The organism is Kovacikia sp. CALU 1929, assembly GCF_056784235.1.
On the sequence record NZ_JBXBCF010000058.1, the window covers coordinates 13,572 to 36,036 of the forward strand.

General features: G+C 49.6%; 14 protein-coding genes and 1 riboswitch. Of the genes, 5 read left to right on the top strand and 9 right to left on the bottom strand.

The window, feature by feature from the left end; translation table 11 throughout:
- Nucleotides 1-612 precede the first annotated feature (612 nt).
- Nucleotides 613-4,731, top strand: a complete 4,119-nt coding sequence (locus AC1S52_RS07290; protein WP_482028360.1) for a non-ribosomal peptide synthetase — start codon at nucleotides 613-615, stop codon at nucleotides 4,729-4,731.
- A 72-nt stretch (nucleotides 4,732-4,803) separates the two neighbouring features.
- Here the strand turns inward: AC1S52_RS07290 and AC1S52_RS07295 are convergent, their stop codons facing one another.
- From AC1S52_RS07295 to AC1S52_RS07330, 8 genes are all read right to left on the bottom strand, one after another.
- Entirely contained in the window at nucleotides 4,804-8,151 is a 3,348-nt protein-coding gene (locus AC1S52_RS07295) for a phycobilisome rod-core linker polypeptide (protein WP_482028361.1), read from the bottom strand.
- Between the two features lie 307 nt (nucleotides 8,152-8,458).
- The gene (locus AC1S52_RS07300) at nucleotides 8,459-9,298 is read right to left on the bottom strand and encodes an ABC transporter ATP-binding protein (RefSeq protein WP_482028362.1); all 840 of its coding nucleotides are present in this window, start codon (nucleotides 9,296-9,298) and stop codon (nucleotides 8,459-8,461) included.
- A gap of 193 nt (nucleotides 9,299-9,491) precedes the next feature.
- Complete coding sequence (locus AC1S52_RS07305; protein WP_482028363.1) at nucleotides 9,492-10,913, bottom strand: ABC transporter substrate-binding protein; 1,422 nt, start codon at nucleotides 10,911-10,913, stop codon at nucleotides 9,492-9,494.
- Between the two features lie 115 nt (nucleotides 10,914-11,028).
- Nucleotides 11,029-11,901, bottom strand: coding sequence for a nitrate ABC transporter permease (gene ntrB / locus AC1S52_RS07310; protein ID WP_482028364.1), 873 nt, complete (start codon nucleotides 11,899-11,901; stop codon nucleotides 11,029-11,031).
- Nucleotides 11,902-12,001: 100 nt separating this feature from the next.
- Nucleotides 12,002-12,197: riboswitch (cyclic di-AMP (ydaO/yuaA leader) on the bottom strand.
- A gap of 101 nt (nucleotides 12,198-12,298) precedes the next feature.
- Complete coding sequence (locus tag AC1S52_RS07315) at nucleotides 12,299-13,063, bottom strand: ABC transporter ATP-binding protein (protein WP_482028365.1); 765 nt, start codon at nucleotides 13,061-13,063, stop codon at nucleotides 12,299-12,301.
- 199 nt (nucleotides 13,064-13,262) lie between these two features.
- On the bottom strand, nucleotides 13,263-14,231 hold the full coding sequence (locus AC1S52_RS07320) for a trypsin-like serine peptidase (RefSeq protein ID WP_482028366.1): 969 nt from the start codon (nucleotides 14,229-14,231) through the stop codon (nucleotides 13,263-13,265).
- 115 nt (nucleotides 14,232-14,346) lie between these two features.
- Nucleotides 14,347-14,841, bottom strand: a complete 495-nt coding sequence (locus AC1S52_RS07325) for a response regulator (RefSeq protein ID WP_482028367.1) — start codon at nucleotides 14,839-14,841, stop codon at nucleotides 14,347-14,349.
- 100 nt (nucleotides 14,842-14,941) lie between these two features.
- Nucleotides 14,942-16,975, bottom strand: a complete 2,034-nt coding sequence (locus AC1S52_RS07330) for a GAF domain-containing protein (RefSeq protein ID WP_482028368.1) — start codon at nucleotides 16,973-16,975, stop codon at nucleotides 14,942-14,944.
- A gap of 579 nt (nucleotides 16,976-17,554) precedes the next feature.
- On the opposite strand from AC1S52_RS07330, the gene AC1S52_RS07335 reads away from it, so the two are divergent.
- Nucleotides 17,555-17,824: a hypothetical protein gene (locus AC1S52_RS07335; protein ID WP_482028369.1), complete on the top strand. Its 270-nt coding sequence runs from the start codon at nucleotides 17,555-17,557 to the stop codon at nucleotides 17,822-17,824.
- 213 nt (nucleotides 17,825-18,037) lie between these two features.
- Here AC1S52_RS07335 and AC1S52_RS07340 read toward each other — a convergent pair whose 3' ends face one another.
- A complete protein-coding gene (locus AC1S52_RS07340; RefSeq protein WP_482028370.1) occupies nucleotides 18,038-18,817 on the bottom strand; it encodes a hypothetical protein in 780 nt (259 codons plus the stop codon).
- Between the two features lie 162 nt (nucleotides 18,818-18,979).
- Between AC1S52_RS07340 and AC1S52_RS07345 the strand changes: the two genes are divergently transcribed.
- The 3 genes from AC1S52_RS07345 to AC1S52_RS07355 all read left to right on the top strand — a co-directional run bounded on the left by AC1S52_RS07345 (nucleotide 18,980) and on the right by AC1S52_RS07355 (nucleotide 22,304).
- Nucleotides 18,980-20,011, top strand: coding sequence for a 2-hydroxyacid dehydrogenase (locus tag AC1S52_RS07345; protein WP_482028371.1), 1,032 nt, complete (start codon nucleotides 18,980-18,982; stop codon nucleotides 20,009-20,011).
- Between the two features lie 186 nt (nucleotides 20,012-20,197).
- Nucleotides 20,198-21,832 (top strand): alpha-D-glucose phosphate-specific phosphoglucomutase, encoded by a 1,635-nt coding sequence (locus AC1S52_RS07350; protein ID WP_482028372.1) that lies wholly within the window; start codon nucleotides 20,198-20,200, stop codon nucleotides 21,830-21,832.
- Nucleotides 21,833-21,923: 91 nt separating this feature from the next.
- Nucleotides 21,924-22,304, top strand: a complete 381-nt coding sequence (locus tag AC1S52_RS07355; protein WP_482028373.1) for a hypothetical protein — start codon at nucleotides 21,924-21,926, stop codon at nucleotides 22,302-22,304.
- Nucleotides 22,305-22,465: the final 161 nt, after the last annotated feature.

Genomic DNA, 22,465 nt, shown 5'->3' on the forward strand with positions numbered 1-22,465 from the left:
GTTTCTTTTACGGTTAAACCCACGGAATGAGCAGGCTTTCAGGGTGAAGAGCTATCCGACTGGAATAGGCTTTAACCTGCGTCTAAATAGCTATCAGCAATTTGCACAACCTGATTATTGCAGCAGTTGAGGGGATTCCTTGAAATCCTTCACTCCGTGCTGCTTCAGTAATGGGGTAATTCATAGGACTTTTCATATAACCTCAATAACTATGAAGTTAAATAGCTATTAAGTTGTTATAATGGACTACAGCTTTTGGACTGGCAAGGGTTTATAGCTTTTCTTTCTAGATGAGGTGTATCTCATCGGTTTGACTCAAGGGTTCTACGGCTATCCATGTACCTCACTGGAGTCAAAAACGCTATATTCTGCTTCAGCTCAAATCAGATTGGCACTAACCATAACTCCCTGCTGTAATTTGGGAAGAATTTTTGGGGGTAGTTTTTTTAAGGGTGTATTCACGTCTCTGTAAAAGTGTTTCAGAGTTTACTCATTTTCTTAAAAGCAGTGGCTCATCTTGAGACAGTTACCGTAACTCTTTTCTGGCATTTCAGCTTGTAAAGGGGCATATGGCTTTCTTCTGCCTAACCAATTTGTATATGAACACTAGCAATGTTTAACCTAAATCCGCTAAACGGTTTGAGCGTCGATGGGCAGCGATCGCCCTTATCTGGCGGTGTTGATGGGGGAGTAGAGACTTATCGGCTCTCACCGATGCAAGAGGGGATGTTATTTCACAGCCTGTATGCTGAACAACCTGGGGTAGACATTGAGCAACTGGTCTGTACCCTCCGTGAAAGCCTCAACCTGGCGGCACTGGAACAGGCGTGGCAACAAGTTGTCCAGCGGCACTCCGTGTTAAGAACCAGTTGCCATTGGGAAGGGCTGAACGAACCCGTGCAGACAGTTCACCAACAGGTTCGGGTTTCCTTGAAACAGGATGACTGGCGGGGGGTGTCTACCCAAGGGCAACGCGATCGCCTCAGTGCCTTTCTAGCCTCAGATCGGCAGCATGGTTTTGATTTGACCCAGGCACCGCTCATGCGGCTAGCGCTGTTTCAGTTGGCTAACGATGAGTATCAATTGGTCTGGACATTTCACCATATTCTGGTGGATGGGCGATCTCTGCCACGGCTACTTAAAGAAGTGTTTGCCTTTTATGAGGCGTTTTGCCAGGGCCAGGACTTGCCTTTGGTACCACCCCATCCCTACCGGGGCTACATTGATTGGCTATACCAGCAGGACTTTTCAGTTGCAGAAACCTATTGGCGACAGTTGCTAAAGGGCTTCAAAGTTCCAACTCCACTGCCTGGTAACAGGATTTCTAGAGATTTATCGGTCTTTGGGCATAGTGAAGAGCAAATTCAGCTTTCTGGGGCGTTAACCAGCGCTTTACAGTCGGTAGCGCAGCAGTATGGAATTACGGTCAACACCTTTGTCCAGGGGGCATGGGCGCTCCTATTGAACCATTACTGCAAAACCGGCGATATTGTTTTTGGTACGACAAGAGCCTGCCGTCACGCACCTGTAGAAGGGGCTGCGTCAATGGTGGGATTGTTGATTAATACCCTGCCGGTAAGAGTGCGGATCTCTCCTGAAATCCCTTTATCCCAGTGGCTGAAACAGCTTCGCGCCCAGCATATGGCAGTTAGACCCTATGAGCAGACTCCTCTGGCTCAAATCCAGCAGTGGAGTGAGGTCACTTCGGGTGCATCCTTGTTTGACAGTCTGGTTGTGTTTGAGAATTACTCCCTAAATTCTTTGCTGCAAGCCCAGGGGGGAAACTGGGCCCATCGCAACTATCAGTTGTTCGAACAGCCGAATTATCCGCTGACATTAATCGCTCAACTGGACACAGAGTTAAGCTTGAAAATTACCTGCGATCGCAGCCGGTTTGAGCAAGCCACGCTGACTCAATTGCTCAATCGGCTCGCTATCCTACTGGAAAACATGGTTGCCAGTCCGGAGCAGCCATTGGAGGACATTTCATGTTTGACGGAGGCAGAACGGCACCAGATTGTTGTGGGGTGGAATGCAACCGAGGTTGATTATCCAAAACACCTGTGTCTGCATCACCTGTTTGAAGCACAGGTTGCCAGAGATGCCGATGCCATTGCGGTTGTATTTGATGGCAACCACCTCACCTACGGGGAGTTAAACCACCGTGCCAATCAGCTTGCTCATCATTTGCAGACAATCGGGGTTAAGCCAGAAGAATTGGTGGGGGTATGCATTGAGCGATCGCTGGAGATGGTGATTGGGCTGTTGGCAATTGTCAAAGCCGGGGGGGCTTACGTGCCCCTGGATCCAACCTATCCCCCTGACCGTCTAGCTCAAATTCTGGTTGATGCCCAACCAGCCGTAGTGCTGACTCAGGAAAAATGGCTATCCCTGTTGTCTCAGCAGCCAACTCCAGTGATTTGCCTGGATACGGGTTGGCAAAAAGTAGCAGAGGAGAGTGGAGCCAATCCCACCAGTCTGGTGACGGCAGAGAACCTGGCGTACATCATCTATACCTCAGGTTCCACTGGACAACCGAAGGGCGTGTTGATTGAGCATCGGGGAGCTGTCAATACCATTCTGGATATGAATCATCGGTTCCGAATAGGTCTCCAAGATCGGGTTTTAGCCGTTTGTTCTCTGAGCTTTGACCTCTCGGTTTACGACATCTTTGGCTTACTGGCAGCGGGTGGTACTGTGGTGATTCCCCCCCCTGCGATCGCCCCTGACTTGAACTGCTGGATTGACCTGATGGCGCAGCATCAGATCACCGTCTGGAACTCCGCGCCTCCAGTGATGCAAATGTTTGCAGGGCATTTGGTAGACTGCGATCGCACCCTACCTGCTTGTTTAAGGCTAGTCCTGTTAAGCGGTGATTGGATCCCAATTACGCTACCCGATCTGATCCGCGAGATTAAGCAGGGGGATGAAACGGTTGAAATCATTAGCCTGGGGGGAGCGACCGAAGCTTCCATCTGGTCCATTTTGTTTCCGGTTGGGGCGATCGATCCGACATGGAAAAGCATTCCCTATGGCAAGCCAATGGCAAACCAGCAATTTTATGTGCTGGATGACCGTGGCAACCCAATTCCGGCGGGGGACGTGGGAGAACTCTATATCGGTGGTGCGGGAGTTGCCCGTGGCTATCACCATCGCCCAGACTTAAACCAAACCAAATTTGTCAGCGATCGCTTCAGCACCAACCCTGGAGCACGACTGTATCGAACCGGCGATTTGGGACGCTACATGCCAGATGGCAACATCGAGTTTCTAGGTCGTATTGACCATCAGGTCAAGATCCGCGGCTTTCGAGTTGAGGTGGGTGAAATCGAGGTTACCCTGGCAAACTACCCGACAATTCGGGAAGCCGCGGTTCTGGCACAGGATGACTCTCTGGGGAGGAAGCGGCTCGTTGCTTACCTGGTTCCGGCACAGTTTGAGAAGAGGAAAGATTCTGACGCAGCGGGACAGGCTCTAATTGACACTGTACGGAATTTCCTGAAGCAAAAACTACCGGCTTATATGGTGCCCTCTGTATTCGTTGTCGTGGATGCATTGCCCCTGACTCCCAACGGCAAACTCGATCGTCGTGCCCTGCCTGCGCCCCCTGCCCATAGTCAACAGAATCTAGATTCCCTGACCAGGGTTCGCCCTTGCGATGAGGTGGAACGACAACTGACCGAGATCTGGCAGGAATTTCTGGGAGTTTCACCGATTAGCCTGACAGATAACTTTTTTGAACTGGGGGGGCATTCCTTACTAGCAGTGCGTTTGTGGGCAAAGATTGAACAGACGTTTCAACGCGATCTGCCGCTGGTGACCTTGTTTCAGGCACCCACGATCGAGCAGTTAGCAAATCGGCTCCGTCTTGAGGAAGGGTTGCCTTTCTGCCCCTCGCTAGTAGTGATTCAATCCGGTCAGCCTGAAAGTCTTCAACCACCCTTGTTCTGCCTGCACGTACTGGGTGGAGGTCTAACGTTTTGTCGCCCGTTTGCCCGGTACCTGGACCCGCAACAGCCGATCTATGGCTTGTCAACCCATATTGCCGGAGAGAATTTTGCATCTGCCCGAGTTGAAGATTTGGCAGCTCATTATGTCCAACAAATTCAGCGTCTTCAACCAACCGGGACCTACCTGCTATCTGGGATATCGGTGGGTGGCTTAATTGCATTTGAAATTGCTCAGCAATTAACGGCTCAAGGACAAAAAGTTGTTCTACTGGCGCTGCTAGATACTCATTTGCCCGATGGGGCTAACCGCGAATCCATCTCCAAAAAGTTGATGGAACATTGGCATCAGTTTGCCACTGTAGGATTGGGCTACGTTTTACAAAAGTTTTGGGAAATAATGGAGGGACAAACTGAAGGGTTAATGGAGTGGCTGAAAAATTCGTATTACAGGCTGGCAGTTCAGTTCCTTAAAGGTACCGGACAATCTTTACCTGAATCCCTTCAGGATTTTGTGTACCGAATGCAAAACGAGCAGTTAGCCGCTGCTTACGTGCCAAGGAATTACCCCGGTCGCATTATCTTTTTTAAGGCGAAGGGAAAGATTAATCCTGAGCTGGATTGGCTTAGCTTTGCGGCGGGCGGATTGGCAGTTCATGAGATGCCCGGTACCCATTTAGGAATGCTGGCTGAACCTGATGTTCAAATATTGGGTGAAACATTAAGAGCTTGCATTGCTAGCGCGATCGCCCACGGGCAAGAAGAATCTCCGATTGGGAAATAAAAACCCCCGTTTTGAATACCTAAACGGGGGTTAGCTTTAGATGAGTAGTTTCAAGTAAGAAAGACGAAGGAATTAACCTAAGCCATTATCAACCTTGACGCTGCCCAGATAGTTTCCTGCCGGGAGAATCGGTACTCGTTTGTACGGAACAGTGTCATCCCCAAAGTACAGAGTGTACTCAGCACTATTCACAATGGCATCCACGGTTGCCTTCAGCCCACTATCTGTCAGCAGACGGTTGTACTGAAGGATTTCCGGTTGAGTTGCCGGTACGCGACCCAGCAGGTGACGTAACAGAAATTCAACCGTCTTAGCGGTGGGGTAGACCTCACAGAAGCGCTGCCTGTAAGCTTCCGACCCGGCTACTGAGCGAACAAACTCCCGCACAGAGAGGGTACCGTTGACTAGCAATGCCTCCAGTTCCCGCTGACGGAATTCATCAGAGACCGATCCTTCAGGCAGATCCATGATTTGACAGTAGACCGCATTGACAACCTGCTCTGCTTCATACTGAGGCATCCCAGGGTGCAGGCGATAAATGCGTGCAGGTCTTTGGGTAGCACTTTCCACAGGTTGTGGCGCTAGAGGGGTAGAGGAGCGTCCCAAGTCAGCATAGGACGAGCCAGTGCTGGCGGTCCCTGCCGACAGGGATGATTCCGTCAGCCCTCCATTGGACTTCACGGGGGGAAAGCTGGGCACAACCAATTCCCTGTCCTGCTTGGTCAGCTTGTTATAAAGCTTCTGAGTGTTGGGATAGTTTGCCGCAGGCAGCGTCAGGTAACGGTTATAAGGAACGGTATCTTCGCCAAATGCCTGACCATACTCAGCACTGCTAACCAATGCTTGAATGAACCCACGCAGACCTTGAGTTGCCAAAATCTGGTTGTACTTGCGGATCTCAGCCTGGTCTAACGGAGCACGCCCCAGGAAGTGCTTTGTCCCCAACTCAATCACTTTTGTATTGGGGAAGGGAGTATAGAACTCTTTGGTGTAAAGGCTGGAAGTACCCAGCGCTTCAATGAATTCCTTAACGGTTATGTCCCCATTGCTCAGTTGAGTTTCCAGCACCGTAAACTCATTTTTCACAATGTAGGGGGCAACATCACGCTCAAAGATTTGGCGGTAAGCCGCATTGATGACGATCTCAACCGTTGCCTTATCCACCAGACCAGTCAGCTTGAAGACTTTGGTCTGTTCACGCTTCTTAGTCACACCCTGGGCAATCCGGAACTGAACGTCGGGGGCAGTTCGAGTCTCGGTCACTTGACCCAACTCAATAAAGCGAGGGGTACCCAGTTGCTCAACCTTCGCGGCTTTTTCAGTCCCACTGCCAACCCGCATATTCCGCAACGATACTCCAGCGGGTGTGAGGTAGCGCTCATAGGGAACCGTGTCTTCACCAAACGCTTCAGAGTACTCAACACTGTCGATAATTGCATCAATCAGGGCATAGAAGCCTTGCTTGGCACAGATATCGAAGTACTTATTAGTCTCCTTACGACCATAGGTTGGACGACCCAGGAGGCGACGGTGGATATATTCGACCGCCTTCATGACATAGAGCGGTGTCCAATATAGGCTGCGGAAGACGTTGGACTTCGCCAGCGTCCGGATAAATTCCCGGACTGTAATATCGCCATTCTCCAGCTTGATTTCGGCAACGCTCTGACGCTGACCTTCATAGACTTCGCGCCCAAACACTTGCAGGTATGCAGCCCGAATCACCGCTTGAGTGGAGCTTTCAGAGAACTTAACGCTGGTACCCTTGGTACTGGCAGTGCCCTTCACCGATTCACCGAATAGCCCCCGACGAGTAATTCCCGCAAAGCTAGGAATCTGGTCAAGCTTAAACACTTTGGGACCAAGGCTACCGGGAGCAATCCCTCTAGCAGCCGGATTTCCCGTCTGGTTATTAATGCCTGGACCGCGGGCGATCAGAATCCGGCGGGTGTCTTTGCCAAAGGGCGCAGGACTAGCACTGGGATTGCGCGTTTCTTTGGGGAAAATTGCCCCAAACTGAATTTCCAGGGAATCGTTGCCAGAACCATACACATGCTGGTCAGGCAGGGGGCGATCGTAGGAAGCAAAGGTAACCAGGAATTGAGGGATTTTGCGGAAAGGCGCACTGTAATTAAACAGGTCTTGCTGCGGTCCCCAATTACGGCATTCCTGAGCTTCCTGACCTAAGCCACGCAGGTAAGGCACTGTTTCCTCACCGAAATAGTCTGCGTACTCTTTGGAGTCAATCAGCGCATCCACTAGAGCAGCCAGACCACCGCTGGAGACAATACTAAAGTACTTCTGTACTTCTTCCCGGCTGCTGGGACCCCGCCCCAGGATATGCCGGAAGGCGAGTTCTAGAGCGCGGCTATTGATATAGGGTTCAAAGAAGTTCTTCCGATAAAGGGGCGATTTTGCCAGACGGCGGATGAACTCCTTGATGGAGATATCCGAATTCTTCACCTTCGATTCCAAGTCAGACAGACTCAGAGAGTAGGCGCGGGTGATATCCCGTTCAAACACCTGCCGGTAAGCTGCTTTAACAACCTCGTTCTTTTCTAAGGGAGAAAGACCGGGCTTCATCACATATTTAGGACGACGCTCGGAAGCGAGGTGATAGATCTGCGGCAGTTGCAGCCCTTGCAAATCGGAGGAGGGGCGTTGACGAACTTTATCAGAAGGCGTTTGGGCTTTGAACTCAGTGAGAATGACATCAAAGTATTGCCCAACGATCGCCCCTGATTCCGCGTCTCCCTGAACATAGCTGAGAGCCGCCGCCTTCATTTCTTGGAGGGCAACCAGAGTAGCTTCACCGGAACATGCCCGTTCGATAATTTCCCGCAGTCCCCGAACATTAACCGCCAGAATGTTGGGGTCACCGGAAACGATCGCGTAGGTGGCATACCGTAAAAACCAGCTTAAGTCCCGCAAGGACTTCGCCATGTTGCTCGGACCATAGCGAGACACGTTGATGGGACGGAAGTTGGGGGGAATCACCACTCCACTGGAAGTCGTGAAGAGTGATCGCAGTCCTCCTAAAACACCGCTAGGTGCAGGACCGCTTCCTGAACCGACAAAGGTAGCCGTTCCCAGTCTTGATGCTTCCCGTGCGTCTAAAGCTACACCAGCAAGCGACTTAGCTGGCTCTTCGACTGGCGGCTTCTCCAGATAGGACATAGGAGAGCCACCTACAAAGATACGGTTGGCTGCCCGGGACACAATTAGATCGGAATTTCTCGTAAGTATTTCTGCAATCGCTAAGCGCTTTGCGCCGGAGCCAAAATAACTCAATAATTCATCCAGCTCACCTTTCGCCAGGAAGCGGTCTTGCTGCTCAGCCTGGGAAATAGTCGATACTGGTAGGGTTTGATAAAGGTTTGGGCGCGCAACTGAGCTTCCACCACTTGCTCTAACAGTCATTGGATTTCAAAAGCTCCCTTATACAGTTTGTGACCGTGTTAAATATGACCAGAGTGTCACCTGGCAACCTTGATTAGTGCCTTCTCCTTTCCAGAAGATGGCTTAGGAACCCGAAGGATGAACGGCGCAGGGTCAACCAGTTCAATATTCAGGTTAAAACGATTCGGGACCACCACTCGTTTTATTAAAAACTATGTAGAACCGAAGCACTTGATTTATCGTCAGATCATAGAGGAAAGGGGGGACGTAGCTGAGAAGTTGTAAAGGTTTTGTTACAAAAGATTATCAAAGCCGCCCCTTCAGTCCCTTATCCATCCAATTCAAAATAACGATCTAAAAAGTTCAGGGCATGGTTGCGCAGTTCAAAGTACTCGGAAGACTCGCGAATTTGCTGGCGATCGCGGGGATGGGGAAAGGGCACTTCCAGAATTTCGCCAACTTGGGCAGCGGGACCGTTGGTCATCATCACAATCCGGTCAGACATGTAGATCGCTTCGTCTACATCATGGGTCACCATCATCACCGCCTGCCGGTGGTTTTCCCAGATGTCGAGTACCTGCTTTTGTAATTTGCCCCGTGTCAGGGCATCCAGTGCGCCAAAGGGTTCATCCATCAGCAGCATTTTGGGACGAATTGCCAGGGCCCGGGCAATCCCAACCCGCTGTTTCATGCCACCTGAAATTTCATCCGGATATTTGTTCGCAGCGGCAGTGAGGTTCACCATTGCCAAATGTTCATTCACAGTGCTGACCTTTTCACCGCTAGAGAGACCTTCAAGAACTTCATCAACTGCCAATCGGATATTCTCGCGCACGGTCAGCCAGGGCAGTAGGGAGTAATGTTGAAACACCATCATGCGATCGCACCCCGGTTTGCGAACTTCTTTCCCTTCTAAGGTCACCAGCCCAGAGGTTGCCCGCTCTAAACCTGCCACCATTTTGAGTAGGGTTGATTTACCACAGCCTGAGTGACCAATCAGGGAAACAAACTCATCCTCACGCACCGTCAGGTTGATGTCGCTTAATACAACAAACGCTCCACCATCCGGGGTTGGATAGGATTTTGTCAAGTTGTCAATGACCAGAAAATTAGTCTCCACTGGTTGGCTGTAGTTGGTGTTGGAGGAATGCAAGGTTGCTTTAACCATAATGTCTCCTTGGACTAGGGGGATGAAGGACAGGGGACAGAGGACAGGGGGACAGGGGGACAGTTAAGAATTAAGAATTAAGAATTAAGAATTAAGAGTTAAGAGTTAGGAATAAAAAACTGAAGAAGTAAATATTCTTTAATTCAGAACTCTCAACTTTCAACTCTCAACTCCTCTTCCCTCAATGTCATAGTTAACTGACATATATCTGGTTTGGACGATTTGCTCGGATTTCAAAGCTGTTCAGGTAACCTACTGGATCGCTGGGATCGAATCCTTTGTTATCGATAAATACGTCTGGAGATTCAACTTTGTAATCATCTTTTGGGCATTCGATCCCCAGATCTGCGGCGACTTCCCGATAGATGTCGGTTCTCCAACCTTGTGCGGATAATTCTTCAGCATTAGCAGGAATTTCCTCGATTTGCCCCCAACGAGCAGCCTGAGTCATGAGCCAGATGCCGTGCGATCGCCAGAGGAAGGTGGAGTGATCACCCGCTACTTTGGCAAGATTGCTGGGAAGGTCATAAAAAATGGTGGTGTCGTCCGCCTGCCGGATCCGATCTTTGCCATCAAAACCACCGTAGTTGTATTCACCCAGAATGGCTGGACGGGTAAATTTATCAATCGGTCCTTTTGGGGGTTTTGCACCTGTAAAAGAGCGCTCAGTAATCAGTTCTGCAACTTCTGTCCGATTTTCCGGTTTGCTGCAATACTGGCAGGCTTCGATCATTGCCTTCAGTAAGGAGCGGTAGGTTTTCGGGTACTGCTCGATGAAGCTCTCCATGACCCCCAGCAGGCGATCGGGGTGCCCTGACCACACTTCTTTTCCCTGGGCAAAGGTGAAACCGACCCCAGCATTTCCAGTGATAGCGCGGGTATTCCACGGTTCTGCGACCATATAGCCCTGCATCGCTCCAATTCTCACATTCGTCACCATTTGCGGCGGCGGCACAATGATGATGCGAAATTCCTTATCTGGTTCAACGCCTGCGGCAGCGGCGATGTAGCGAATAAAGTATTCGTAAATTGCTGAACTCAGTACCACTGCCCACACGCGATTTTCTGGAGGCTGCCGGTCAAAAAAGTTGCGGAACTGGCTGCCAAATTCCTCCAGATTGCCATTGTACTCGTGCCAGGGACGCAGTCCCGCATCCCACATCGCTCGATTCATAGTCATGGCGTTTCCATGACGGTGGATGGTCATCCCAGCACAGAGGGGAGCGTGGCGGGCACCTTCAGCCCCTGTGCGAGCATTCATCACCGCTCCAGAAACCACTGGAGAGGCATCCAGACGACCAAAAATGATGCCATCCCGCGACGTTGCCCAACTGGCTTCCCGGCTCAGACTCACATTTAACCCATACTTGCGAAAGAAACCCTTTTTCCAGGCGATCGCAAACGGCGCACAGTCATTGACGGGCACATACCCTACGGTAATATCAGGCTTTTCCAGTTCTGCGGGTTTCACCACTGGTTCCACTGCTAGAGCTGCTTCAGTCAGTCCTCTGGCAGAGCGGTCTGCATTGATCTGGCAAGCGGATAATGTGCCAACGGTGGTGGCAGCACCCAAGCCAAGCAGAAACTCTCGTCGTGTCCAAATTTGTCTGGTCATAACGGCTTCAGTTAATGGGAATTGTTGAATCGGACTGGTTGGTTGTTGGTTGTTGGCTGTTAGTTGTTAGCTGGGAATCAGCCTTCAGTGGGCAGCAACTCTCAACTTTCAACTCTCAACTTTCAGCTTCGTAATTGGTTGCAGCAGTAGGGCGGCGATGAGTCACCAGGATCTGCAATTGGGCGATCGCAAAGTCAAGCAATAGCCCAGTCACACCGATGACCAGTACTGCTAGAAAAACGGAACTGAGGTTGAGACGGCTCCATTCATCCCAGACAAAAAAGCCGATGCCAATTCCCCCCGTTAACATTTCCACCGCCACAATCACCAGCCAAGCAATTCCTAAACTGATCCGTAATCCAGTAAAAATGTAGGGTAGGCTGGCAGGCAGGATGATTTTATAGATCTGCCGCCATTTGGGCATTTCCAGTACACGTGCCACATCCAGAAAATCCTGGGAAACACTAGAAACCCCCAAAGCTGTATTGATAATCGTGGGCCACAGCGATGTCACGAAAATCACAAAAATTGCCGAGGGATCTGCCAGGTTGAAAATGGCGAGGGCGATCGGTAGCCATGCCAGTGGGGATACGGGTTTAAGAATCTGAATCAGAGGATTTAACGCCAGCATCATTGGTCTGGACATGCCAATTAAAAATCCAACTGGAATGGCAACCACTGCCCCCAGCAAAAAGCCAATTAATACCCGTCGTAAACTGGCAATCAACAGCCAGCCAATTCCCAAATCTCCGGGACCCCTCTGGTAAAAAGGGTTCAGAATAAAGTCCAGGTTATTCACCAGTGCTTCTGCTGGAGTTGGCATTAGTTCATGCCGAAGCAGAGCGATCGCCCACCAGAGCAAAATTAAACCCAAAAATCCTAGTGCTGGTAGAATCACCGTATCCCGAAGTACCAGCGTTTTTGAGCGCTTCCAGCTAGACTGAGCAACTGCGGCAAAAACCGCAGCTAGATTCATCTGAAAAATCATCTTCAGTTCCTCAGTGTCCGGTGCAGGTAAATTGAGCAGTCCTGGCTAGAGACACTGACGAGTCTGAAGCATTACCGATTGTGAAATGCTGCTGACTCTTCAGTCCTCTCTCAATGCTGACGGAGTTAGCTGACGGGCTAGGGCTGAGAGATGCCCTTCGGAAAGGAGACGAGATAAAAGATGAAGGATAAAAAACCCTAAGTTTTTAGCCTTTACCTTAAGTCCTTAGCCTTTTTCCAGATTCGCCCCAAAGTTTGGTTCCTCCGCTCTACCTCTTACATAAGCCTCATGCGTTCTTAGTAAGAAGAAGATTAAGCTGACTGGCTCAAGTTGTTTTCAAGAATTTAGCACACTTTTCCAGGATTGGGGCAATCTCTCTGGAGAAGGGTTCTGTGGATTAGCGACTCCTGAGTTTGCCATCTTCGAGATAAGCAATTTGGTCGGCTACGTCAATAATTCGAGGATCGTGGGTGACTATAAACACGGTGCGTCCCTGTTCCTTTGCCAGTTGGCGCAGCATTTCAATCACCGCATGTCCATTGTGAGAGTCCAGGGCAGCCGTGGGTTCGTCTGCTAGGATTAGCTTGGGGTCGCTTGCCAGGGCGCGGGCGATCGCCACCCGCTGTTTTTGCCCACCAGAGAGATTCCGAGGCAATTGGTTGGCTTTATCTGCCAGTCCCACCTGTTCTAGAAGCGACTGGGCTTGTTCACGGGCTTTGGTTTTGCGAATCCCTTTCACATTCAAGGCAACTTCAACATTTTCCCGAGCCGTCAAGGCTGAAAACAGGTTGAAATCTTGAAAAACAAACCCAATATTTTGCAGCCGAAACCGGGCTAACTCGGCTTTAGACAGGGAGGTGATTTCCTGACCCAGCAGATGTACACTCCCTTGCGTGGGAGTCAGCAGCCCAGCCAGAATAGACAGTAATGTTGTTTTACCAGATCCAGAGGGTCCCATCAAAAGCTGAATCGCTCCCTGGGGCACGCTTAGGTCAATTCCCTGTAAAGCCTGAAATGGCTCCTTAGGAGTACCTAGTACCATTGCCAGGTTTTTGACGGCGATCGCATCAAATTTTTCAATCGTTCTACACCGTTCCAGCCGTTCTAAAGGTTGAACCGGGTTTCTCACAAGATTAGACAGGACAACCTGGTAAGCCAGCATTCATCTTCCTCATGGGGGATCCTGATCAATAGACGGACTGGATGCCAAAAAGGTTCAAGAGCGGGGCAGTGAGTACAAGATGTGGAGAAGAGTGAAGCAAAGGGTCTGGCGGTTAAATCCGCGATTACGCGAACAAAATCCGTCTGCGAGTAAACCACAACGACGTGAGGATGAGTGGATGGGTGTCACTGCCGTCTGCTCAACGGACTTTCTGAGCTGAGCGGTTTAGCCAGTCCTGAATTTGAGAAATTCTGACTGCATAGTTGATGACATTGCCATCGACCTTTTTCCAACCGGCATGGAGGGCTACCACATAATATTCATCGTCCACTTTCGCCAGGATGGGTCCACCCGAAGCTCCACCCTTCGTATCACAGTCATGCAGGAGTAACCCGTCTTTTTCGCCCATCACACTGCATCCGCGATGGACACCTGCCGTCAGCCCCGGACCCGCGGTTAGTTCTAAGCCGCCGTAGACTTTGGGGGTGCTGGGAAAGTCGGCAGAGTAACCGACCAGCGACAGCTTGTTGGAAAACTTGGGAAATTCAGAGGCTGAAGGAGCTTTCCAGCCCAGAAAACCATATTTTTCACCTAGAGGCTTGTCTAGCTTGAGAACTGCCCAATCATTGACATCTACTGTGGCGCTGTGTTCCTTAAAGTCTGTGCCATAGTAATAAGCTTCCACATTGCCCACATCGATATCGTCCTGTAAGGCTCCGTTAATCAGGTTGGGCTTAAACTGAATGGCTCGGCTAACTTTGTGAGTGTTAGGGTTGATGACGCAGTGAGCATTGGTCAGAACGATACTTTTGGCAATCAGGGTGCCTGTGCAACTGTAGCGCTTGCCATCGGCTGCAACCCCTTCGATTCTGCCGATCGCAGACCAGGGAAAACTACGATTGACCATTGGCACCCGGTCATCTCTACCAATAATGGCGCGGAATGGGAAGGGATTGTCAGATCGCCCCAGCACGGGTGGAAAAAATGGTTTGCTATCTTCACCAAGATTGAGAGTCGCTGGATCCGCAATCTGAGTAATTTGAGAGCCTGCTGGTTTCTGAGAGCGTTGGGGGGGATTAGAGGGCATCTGGGCATTAGCAGCAACCAGATGAGTGAGAAACACAGCACCCAACATTCCGCTTGCAATCGTCTGGGATCTCCTGCTCATAGACTTAATGCTCTTATATCCGTTAGTTCAAATATTAGGGCAGCAAGGTAAATCCCTCGCCCTACCCAGATCTACCGCTGCAAACACTCAAGTTATGCAAGGGGTTTGTGAATTTTTAACCCCGATTGGGGGGTGGCTCATTCAGCAATAGCCAGTACATGCCTAACTGCTGTACAGCCTGGGAAAATTGAATAAAATCCACTGGTTTACGAATATAGCTATTGCATCCCAGGCTGTAGCTGTCGAGCAAGTCCTGCTCTTCTTCGGAGGTGGTTAGAACAACGACTGGCAAAAGCCTGGTGCTTTCGTGCGATCGCAGTTGGCGCAGCACCTCAATCCCATCCACCCTGGGCAGCTTTAGATCCAGCAGAATCACCGCTGGCTGAATGCTGATATCCCGTCCAGCATAAGTTCCCTGACCAAATAGATAATCCAGTGCTTCTACGCCATCGTGGGCAACCACAATCTCATTAGTAATCCGACTGCGCTGTAGCGCCCGAATTGCCAAAGCCTCATCATCCGGATTATCTTCTACCAAAAGAATCGATCGCCCATTAATCATCGTTGTCCCCAGCATTGAACCAAAATAACTTCTTGTTGAAGGAGTCATCAGAATGTACCCGGTAACAAGGAATTAGTGATTAAGTGTTAGATTTCTGACACCTCACTCCTTACCCCTCACACCTAGCACCTCACACCTCACACCCCCTCTACCCCCATAACGTAAAGTAAAAAGTAGCACCCTCCTCGATCGCCCCTTCTGCCCATACTCGCCCACCATGACGATGGATGACGCGCTGAATCGTCGCCAAGCCAATGCCGTTGCCAGGAAAGTCACTCATGGAGTGGAGTCGCTGGAACGCGCCAAACAGCTTGTGGGCATAAGCCATGTCAAAGCCTGTTCCATCATCCTTAACGAAGTATATTTTTTTACCAGTATCATTGGCAACCCCGAATTCGATGCGGGCACAAGAATGTTTGGAGGTGAACTTCCAGGCGTTTTCAAACAGATTCACCAGCATTACCCGCAACAGGCGAGAGTCACCGGATACGGTCATGCCGTCCTGAATGATGAATTCGACATTCCGATCAGGGGCAGACTGTTTCAGGTCAGAGGTAATTGCTAGAGCAATCTCGCTCAGGCTAACTGGTTCCTGTCGCAGGTCACTGCGGGTTACCCGTGACAGGGCAAGCAGATCGTCAATTAGCTGCCCCATCCGCTGAGTTGCTGCTCGAATTCGGTTCAAATAGTCCTGTCCGGTAGCATCGATTTGCTCAAAATAGTCTTCCAGCAATGCCTGACTAAACCCGTCAATGCTGCGGAGAGGTGCCCGCAGGTCATGGGAAACCGAATAGGCAAAGGATTCTAGTTCTTGATTGATCGCGCTGAGTTCGGTGTTACGCTTCTGTAAATCCAGGTTCAGTTGCTTTACCTGCTTTTCTGCCTGTTGCCGCTCGATAATTTCCCAGCGCAGATTGGCAACTAGTTCTGCCTGTTGCAACGCAATGCCCAGTTGCACTCCAATTTGCATCAGTAAATTCACTTCTTCAGGTTGCCAGGAGCGGGAGCCTTCGTTTTGATAGGCTGCCAGCAATCCCCAAAGCTGAGTCCCCATAAAGATTGGAGCGATCGCAAAGGCTTTTGCCTGGAATTGTTCTAACAGGTCAACGTGGCAATCTGCCAGTCCAGCGGTATAGACATCATTAACAGCCAGACTTTCATGGTTGCGATAGCGACCTCCCTGGGTTTCTTGCAAATAGGTGTCTTCCCAGACTTTGTGAATATCAGGTCCGACCAACCTGACCCACCCTTCACGGATCGACTCGGCAATGAATTCACCATACCAGTCTGATGTAAAACGATAAACGGCTACCCGGTCTGCTTGTAGCAGTTGACGAGTCTCCTGGGTAGTGGTTTCGAGGATGGCTTCAATATCCAGGGGTTCGCGGATGCGATCGGCAATATTGGCAATTAGCTGCCTGCGCTCTGCTTGAAGTTGAGCTTCGTAAATAGAATCAGCCAGTTGTAGGGCACCGCCCAGTTGCCGCCCAATCTGGATCAGCAAACTAACTTCCGACGCTTGCCATTGACGAGGTCCCGAATTCTGGTAAGCCGCTAACAACCCCCAGAGCTTTTTTGCCAGATAAATAGGCACGATCGCATAAGCCCTTGCCTGATATTGTTCTAGGGCTTCAATGTAGCAATTGGTAAAGCCAGCATCGTAAATGTCATCAGCAATAAAGCTACTCCGTTTTTTCAGCACCGCTCCCTCCGTTTCTCGCACGTAGGAGTCGATAAAATCGCCCTTTTTCACCGCGTAGGTTTTCAGATTGCATTCACTGATGTTTCTCATCAGACTGGGCTGTCGATGTTGATCTTCCAGCAGGGGCAACCAGCCATCCCCTACTGATTCGCTGATAAACTCGCCACTCCAGTCAGGCTGAAAGCGGTAGACGACGACGCGATCGGCTTCCAGAAAGTGCCGAACTTCATCCAGCGTGGCGTAAAGGGTATCGTCAAAGTTAAGGGATTGCTCAATGCGGCCAATGATGGACTGCCCCAATTTACCGATGACACGAATGATGCTGCTTTCCCGATCGGTGGCTTTTTGCGATCGCGCCACTTGTTCCTTTAAGGATTCTATATCATGCCCCAACTCAGCATTCAAAATTTGCTGAAGCTGTTCAAAGGCAGCTTCATCCCGACAGCACTGTTTCAAGTTAGCTAATAATTTTTTGTTCATAGGATCTTTAATGACTGCGAGAGCGGGACCGGTTAGAGGGAACAGGCTCAGTAGGTGGGTGAAATCAAATTGAGGATCGGGTCGCGGTGGCGTAAGACCAATTCTTGATGAGGCTGCACTGGAACAAGGGGCTTAAACCCCCTGCCTTACAAGGGCTAATCCTGCTCATTCTCAAATGAAATTGGTATATAGCGTTTTTGAATCCAGTGAGGTACATGGATAGCCGTAAAGCCCTTGAGTCAAACAGATGAGATGTACCTCACCCAGAAAGGAAACCCTATAAGGCATCGATTCTTGTAACATCACTTTTAGTAAAGCTTTCCAACAGGAATTGCTTTCCTTAAGTTTGCGTCAAATTTTCCTTTTGAGGAAACGACCTCCTGCCACCCATACTCTACAGAAAGCATTCACCTACAGATAGAGAACAAACCGTTCATCAATTCCTCCTTCAACAGAGGCGCTTCAGGCAACGATTCCCTATGCTTGATGCAACCGATAAAGAATTGGTTTCGTACCTTTGCAGGGAACGCACCCTTCTTTAACTTCTCTCTGTTGATATTTAGAACTAGGTATACGACTATGACAAACTACTACCTTGGGCAACAGGTTGAATTAGTTGAAGAGAGCCTGGGATGGGTTGGCATCTGGTCCCATGATGCAGGAGAAGTAGGGATTGGTTACTTCCCAAACGCTGAATATGCCTGGAATGCTGTTATGGGACTGATTCAGCGTGACCTGGCAGTCAGGGGTCTGCTAGATGTGGTAAATGAATGGCTAGAAACTAGCACGATCAGAAACGATGAATACGTAATGATTGTGGACTCGCTGATGCAGTTTGTTTTGGCGTAGGAAAACCATACGGCTGATCCCGATGGCTAAGGCGGGGCTAACATAGCAATTCTGGGTGCAATTCTGGGTTAAGAGGGTATTGCTGCCTATATGTATGCTTTAGCACACCCTGCGGGAAGCAAGCTATGGAAAGCATCCCTCATGATACAGGCTAAAACTGCTGCAAGCCTTTAGTTTCAGGTAGTTCCGCAGTTGCCGATTTGGAACTTGTCGTCAGTTTTTATTTCCCAAAAACTGATGAATGCTATAAACAACATTTTCAATGGTGTGCTGATTTGTGAACTCAGAATGGATGGGCAGCCGTTCTTGATCGTTCAAGACTAGAAATGCGCGGCAACTTTTTTTGCCCCAACGCTCTCGACGCTCCTTGATGTCTATGTTGTGGATTTCATGGGTCGATCGCTCGATTTTGGTATTTCCTCTCAGTCCATTGAGTTCAATAATCACCTTGCTCAAGATGCCTTTATAAAAGGTGCAGGTTGCGATTGGAGTGGTGATAAAAAAGAGTCCCGTTCCTGCAAAGGCTAGACTGAACAGGGTAAAAAGAAATTGTTCTAGCCCAACATTTTGTTGGGTAGATAGCGATCGCTGACCGGAAGTGATAAAGTTTTGAATTTGAGACGCAACTTGATAATGATTCTGATAGCCGCCCGTATTCTGCTTTAGCAACGGTACGATGCCAGAAGCGGTTTGCAGGACGACCTGATAGGTTCTTCCTCCCTTACTGCCTCTCTTTTCAATTATGTCTACTCCCTGGAGGTTTGTGATTTTTACCTTTTCACTGATGCCCAACAGACTATAGCGTCGCAGATCACAACTGACCTGGTTTGAGAGGGAGCGATCGCACAATAGCCGGATTGAAGCCGTGGAAAAAATAGTTGCAAATAGAAATAACCCTATCCCAGCAATCGTCAAGCTTCCCCCCGCTATCCAGCTTCGCCAGGGATATTGTTTCAGAGTCAGGCGAGTGTGGGTATTTTCCAGAATTTTCATGGCTCTGCGCTTACGACAAATGGTTTCTATGGCTACAGCGTTCCCCCATTCAAGATCGAAATTCTCAACGCCCTAAAAGCCTATCCAAACAGCCTTAACTGCCAAAGCCCAGCCCCAGGAAGTTTGCGGATAGGCTTTAATCCTATTTCAGTGAATCCAACCATGAAAGTTGCCGTTTTTAGCACCAAATCCTACGATCGCGAGTTCCTCAATGCCGCCAATGTTTCAGCGGGTAGTGTTCACGAATTCGTTTACTTTGATGCCCGTCTTGAACCGAAGACCGTACCCCTGGCGGCGGGATTTTCTGGTGTTTGCGGGTTTGTGAATGACGATGTCGGAGCCGGAACCCTAGAACTGCTTGCCGGTCAGGGCATTCGTTTTGTTGTCCTGCGTAGCACCGGGTTCAATAATGTTGATCTGGAAGCCGCTGCCCAACTGGGTATCCAGGTTGCACGAGTCACGACTTATTCACCGTTCTCCGTAGCAGAACATGCCGTGGGTTTGATTATGATGTTGAACCGCAAGCTATACCGGGCTTATAACCGGGTGCGGGACGACAACTTTTCCCTAGATGGATTGTTGGGGTTTGACCTGCACGGTCGTACTGTTGGAGTAGTAGGCACGGGCAAAATCGGGCTAATTTTTGCCCAGATTATGCATGGGTTTGGTTGCCAATTGTTTGGTTATGATCCCTATCCCAATCCTAAATTTGAGGCAATTGGAGCCGCTCGCTACGTGCAACTCTCAGAGTTGCTGGAAAACGCAGATATTATTTCCCTGCATCTGCCTCTGTTTCCAGAGACGCACTATATTATCAACGCTGAGGCGATCGACCATATGAAACCAGGAGTAATGTTGATCAACACCAGTCGGGGTGGTTTGATTGACACGAAAGCTGTGATTCAGGGAATTAAATCTGGAAAAATTGGCTATCTCGGAATAGACGTTTACGAGCAGGAAGATAGCCTCTTCTTTGAGGACTTGTCAGATACGATCATTCAGGATGATGACTTTCAACTCCTCCAGTCTTTTTCAAATGTGGTCATCACCGCTCATCAGGGGTTTTTCACCCGCAACGCCCTGGAAGATATTGCCCGCACCACGATCGCCAACCTGACTGATTTTGAGCAGGGTCGTACCTGTCCCAATGAGATTAGACCTCCAAAGAATTTGCCAGTCAGTGCGCCAGCTTGAAGGAGACGGTAGGGGGAGGGAAGTGAGGCGTGAAGGGGAGAAGAGGGGAGTTGAAAGTAATGGGTAATAGAGTGTTGTTAGTCATTGGTCATTGGTCATCAAATACTAATGACCAATGACCAATGACCAATAACCGAACATCCTGTCCCCCTGACTCTTCCTTACCCCTTACCCCTCACTCCCCTCATGCAAATTCTGACTGTAAAAACCACCCCTTTTTCTGATCAAAAGCCCGGAACTTCTGGTCTACGAAAGAAGGTTTCTACTTTTCAGCAGCCCCACTATCTGGAAAATTTCATTCAATCAATTTTTGATAGTCTCACAGGCTATCAGGGACAGACCCTTGTCTTAGGGGGAGATGGGCGCTACTACAACCCACAGGCAATCCAGGTTATTTTGAAAATGGCAACCGCAAACGGTTTTGGGCGGGTGCTGGTGGGGCAGAGGGGCATTTTATCGACTCCGGCAGCTTCCTGTGTCATTCGCAAAACTAGAGCTTTTGGTGGCATTATTCTCTCTGCCAGTCACAATCCGGGCGGTCCTCAGGCAGATTTTGGTGTGAAATACAATATTGGCAATGGTGGTCCCGCGCCAGAGCCAGTCACGGAAGCCATTTTTACCTGTAGCCAGGAAATCCGCCAGTATCGAATTTTGGATGCAAAGGATATTGATATAGATCGCCTGGGAACAACCCAACTGGCTGGGATGGTAGTTGAAGTGGTTGATCCGGTGGCGGATTACCTGGAGTTGATGGAGTCCTTATTTGACTTCGATCGCATCCGTGAACTCCTCTCAAATGGCTACTTCCGTATGAGTATGGATGCCATGCATGCGGTCACTGGACCCTACGCCCAAAGGATTTTTGAACAAACTCTGGGCGCACCTAAGGGTACGGTCATCAATGGCGTTCCTCTGGAAGACTTTGGGGATGGGCATCCCGATCCTAATCTGGTCTATGCCCGTGAGTTAGTTGATCGTTTATTTGGCAAAGATTCCCTGGACTTTGGCGCGGCATCGGATGGGGATGGCGATCGCAATATGATTCTGGGACAGCATTTTTTTGTTTCACCCAGCGATAGCCTCGCGGTTCTCACTGCCAACGCCAGATTGGTGCCAGGGTACCGATCTGGATTAGCCGGAGTGGCGCGATCGATGCCTACCAGTCAGGCAATCGATCGAGTGGCTGCGCGTCTGGGTATTGATTGCTATGAAACGCCGACTGGCTGGAAGTTTTTTGGCAATTTATTAGATACAGGCAAAGTCACCCTATGCGGCGAAGAGAGTTTTGGAACCGGCTCTAACCATATCCGCGAGAAGGATGGACTGTGGGCAGTGCTATTCTGGCTTAACTTGCTGGCAGTGCGGCAGCAACCCGTGAGCCAGATTGTTAAAGAACACTGGCAGCGGTACGGGCGAAATTACTACTCCCGGCATGACTATGAGGGGGTGGACAGCGATCGCGCTGCTACTTTAGTTCAGAGGCTCCAGGATCAAATATCATCCCTTAAAGGTAGAAAATTTGACTCCTATCAGGTTGAATACTCCGATGACTTCACTTATAGTGATCCCGTAGATGGCAGTATCACTCAAAATCAAGGCATCCAGCTTGGCTTTACAGACGGCTCCCGCATTGTGTTTCGTCTTTCTGGAACTGGCACGCAAGGATCAACCCTGAGAGTTTATCTGGAGCGGTATGAACCCAACATTGCCAGACACAATCTCGATCCTCAAAAGGCGCTGGCAGATTTGATTGCGATCGCGGAAGAGGTTGCCCAGATCCGCTCCTTGACAAAAAGGAACCACCCGACAGTGATTACCTGAACTGAATTCTGCAATTTTGGTGATTCTACAATTTCGGTAAAGCGGCTGTCTTCCTCAGCCTTGGAAGTCTTCATCACTCAGGCAACCGGAGATGGCATGGCAAATTGAATTTGATCAACAGCATCAGTTAATCTGCTTGACCTTTTTGGGAAAAGTTTCCAGTCAGGAGGTGCGCGAGTCTACCATTGCTGCGATTGCCATGATGCATGACCAGAATACCCGCCAGATCTTGACGGATTTTACCGATGTGACCAGCCTGGGGATATCTAGTGTGGAAATAGTTCTCTTACCAGAGTCCTACGAAGCGTTGGGAATGCAAACATCTTTCAAAGAAGCAGTCGTTGCCCCCAAAAGCTCTCCGATTCGCAAGGATACGGAGTTTTATGAAACGGTCTGCACGAATAGAGGCAAAACGGTGCGGGTCTTTGAAAACCGTGCCCAAGCCTTCGATTGGCTTAGACAAAAATCCTGAGAAGCCCCTCTTACAAGCCTTCTAGCAAAGAGTGTTCACTAAAACCTGCTCTCCATAGTCAGACCCTCTTAGAGTTTCTGTGTCGATATGTGAAACACGTCTACATTTCTCAAGGAGCGGTGAAATATCTTGAACAGTGAGGTTACTCTAGCATTGCCAGA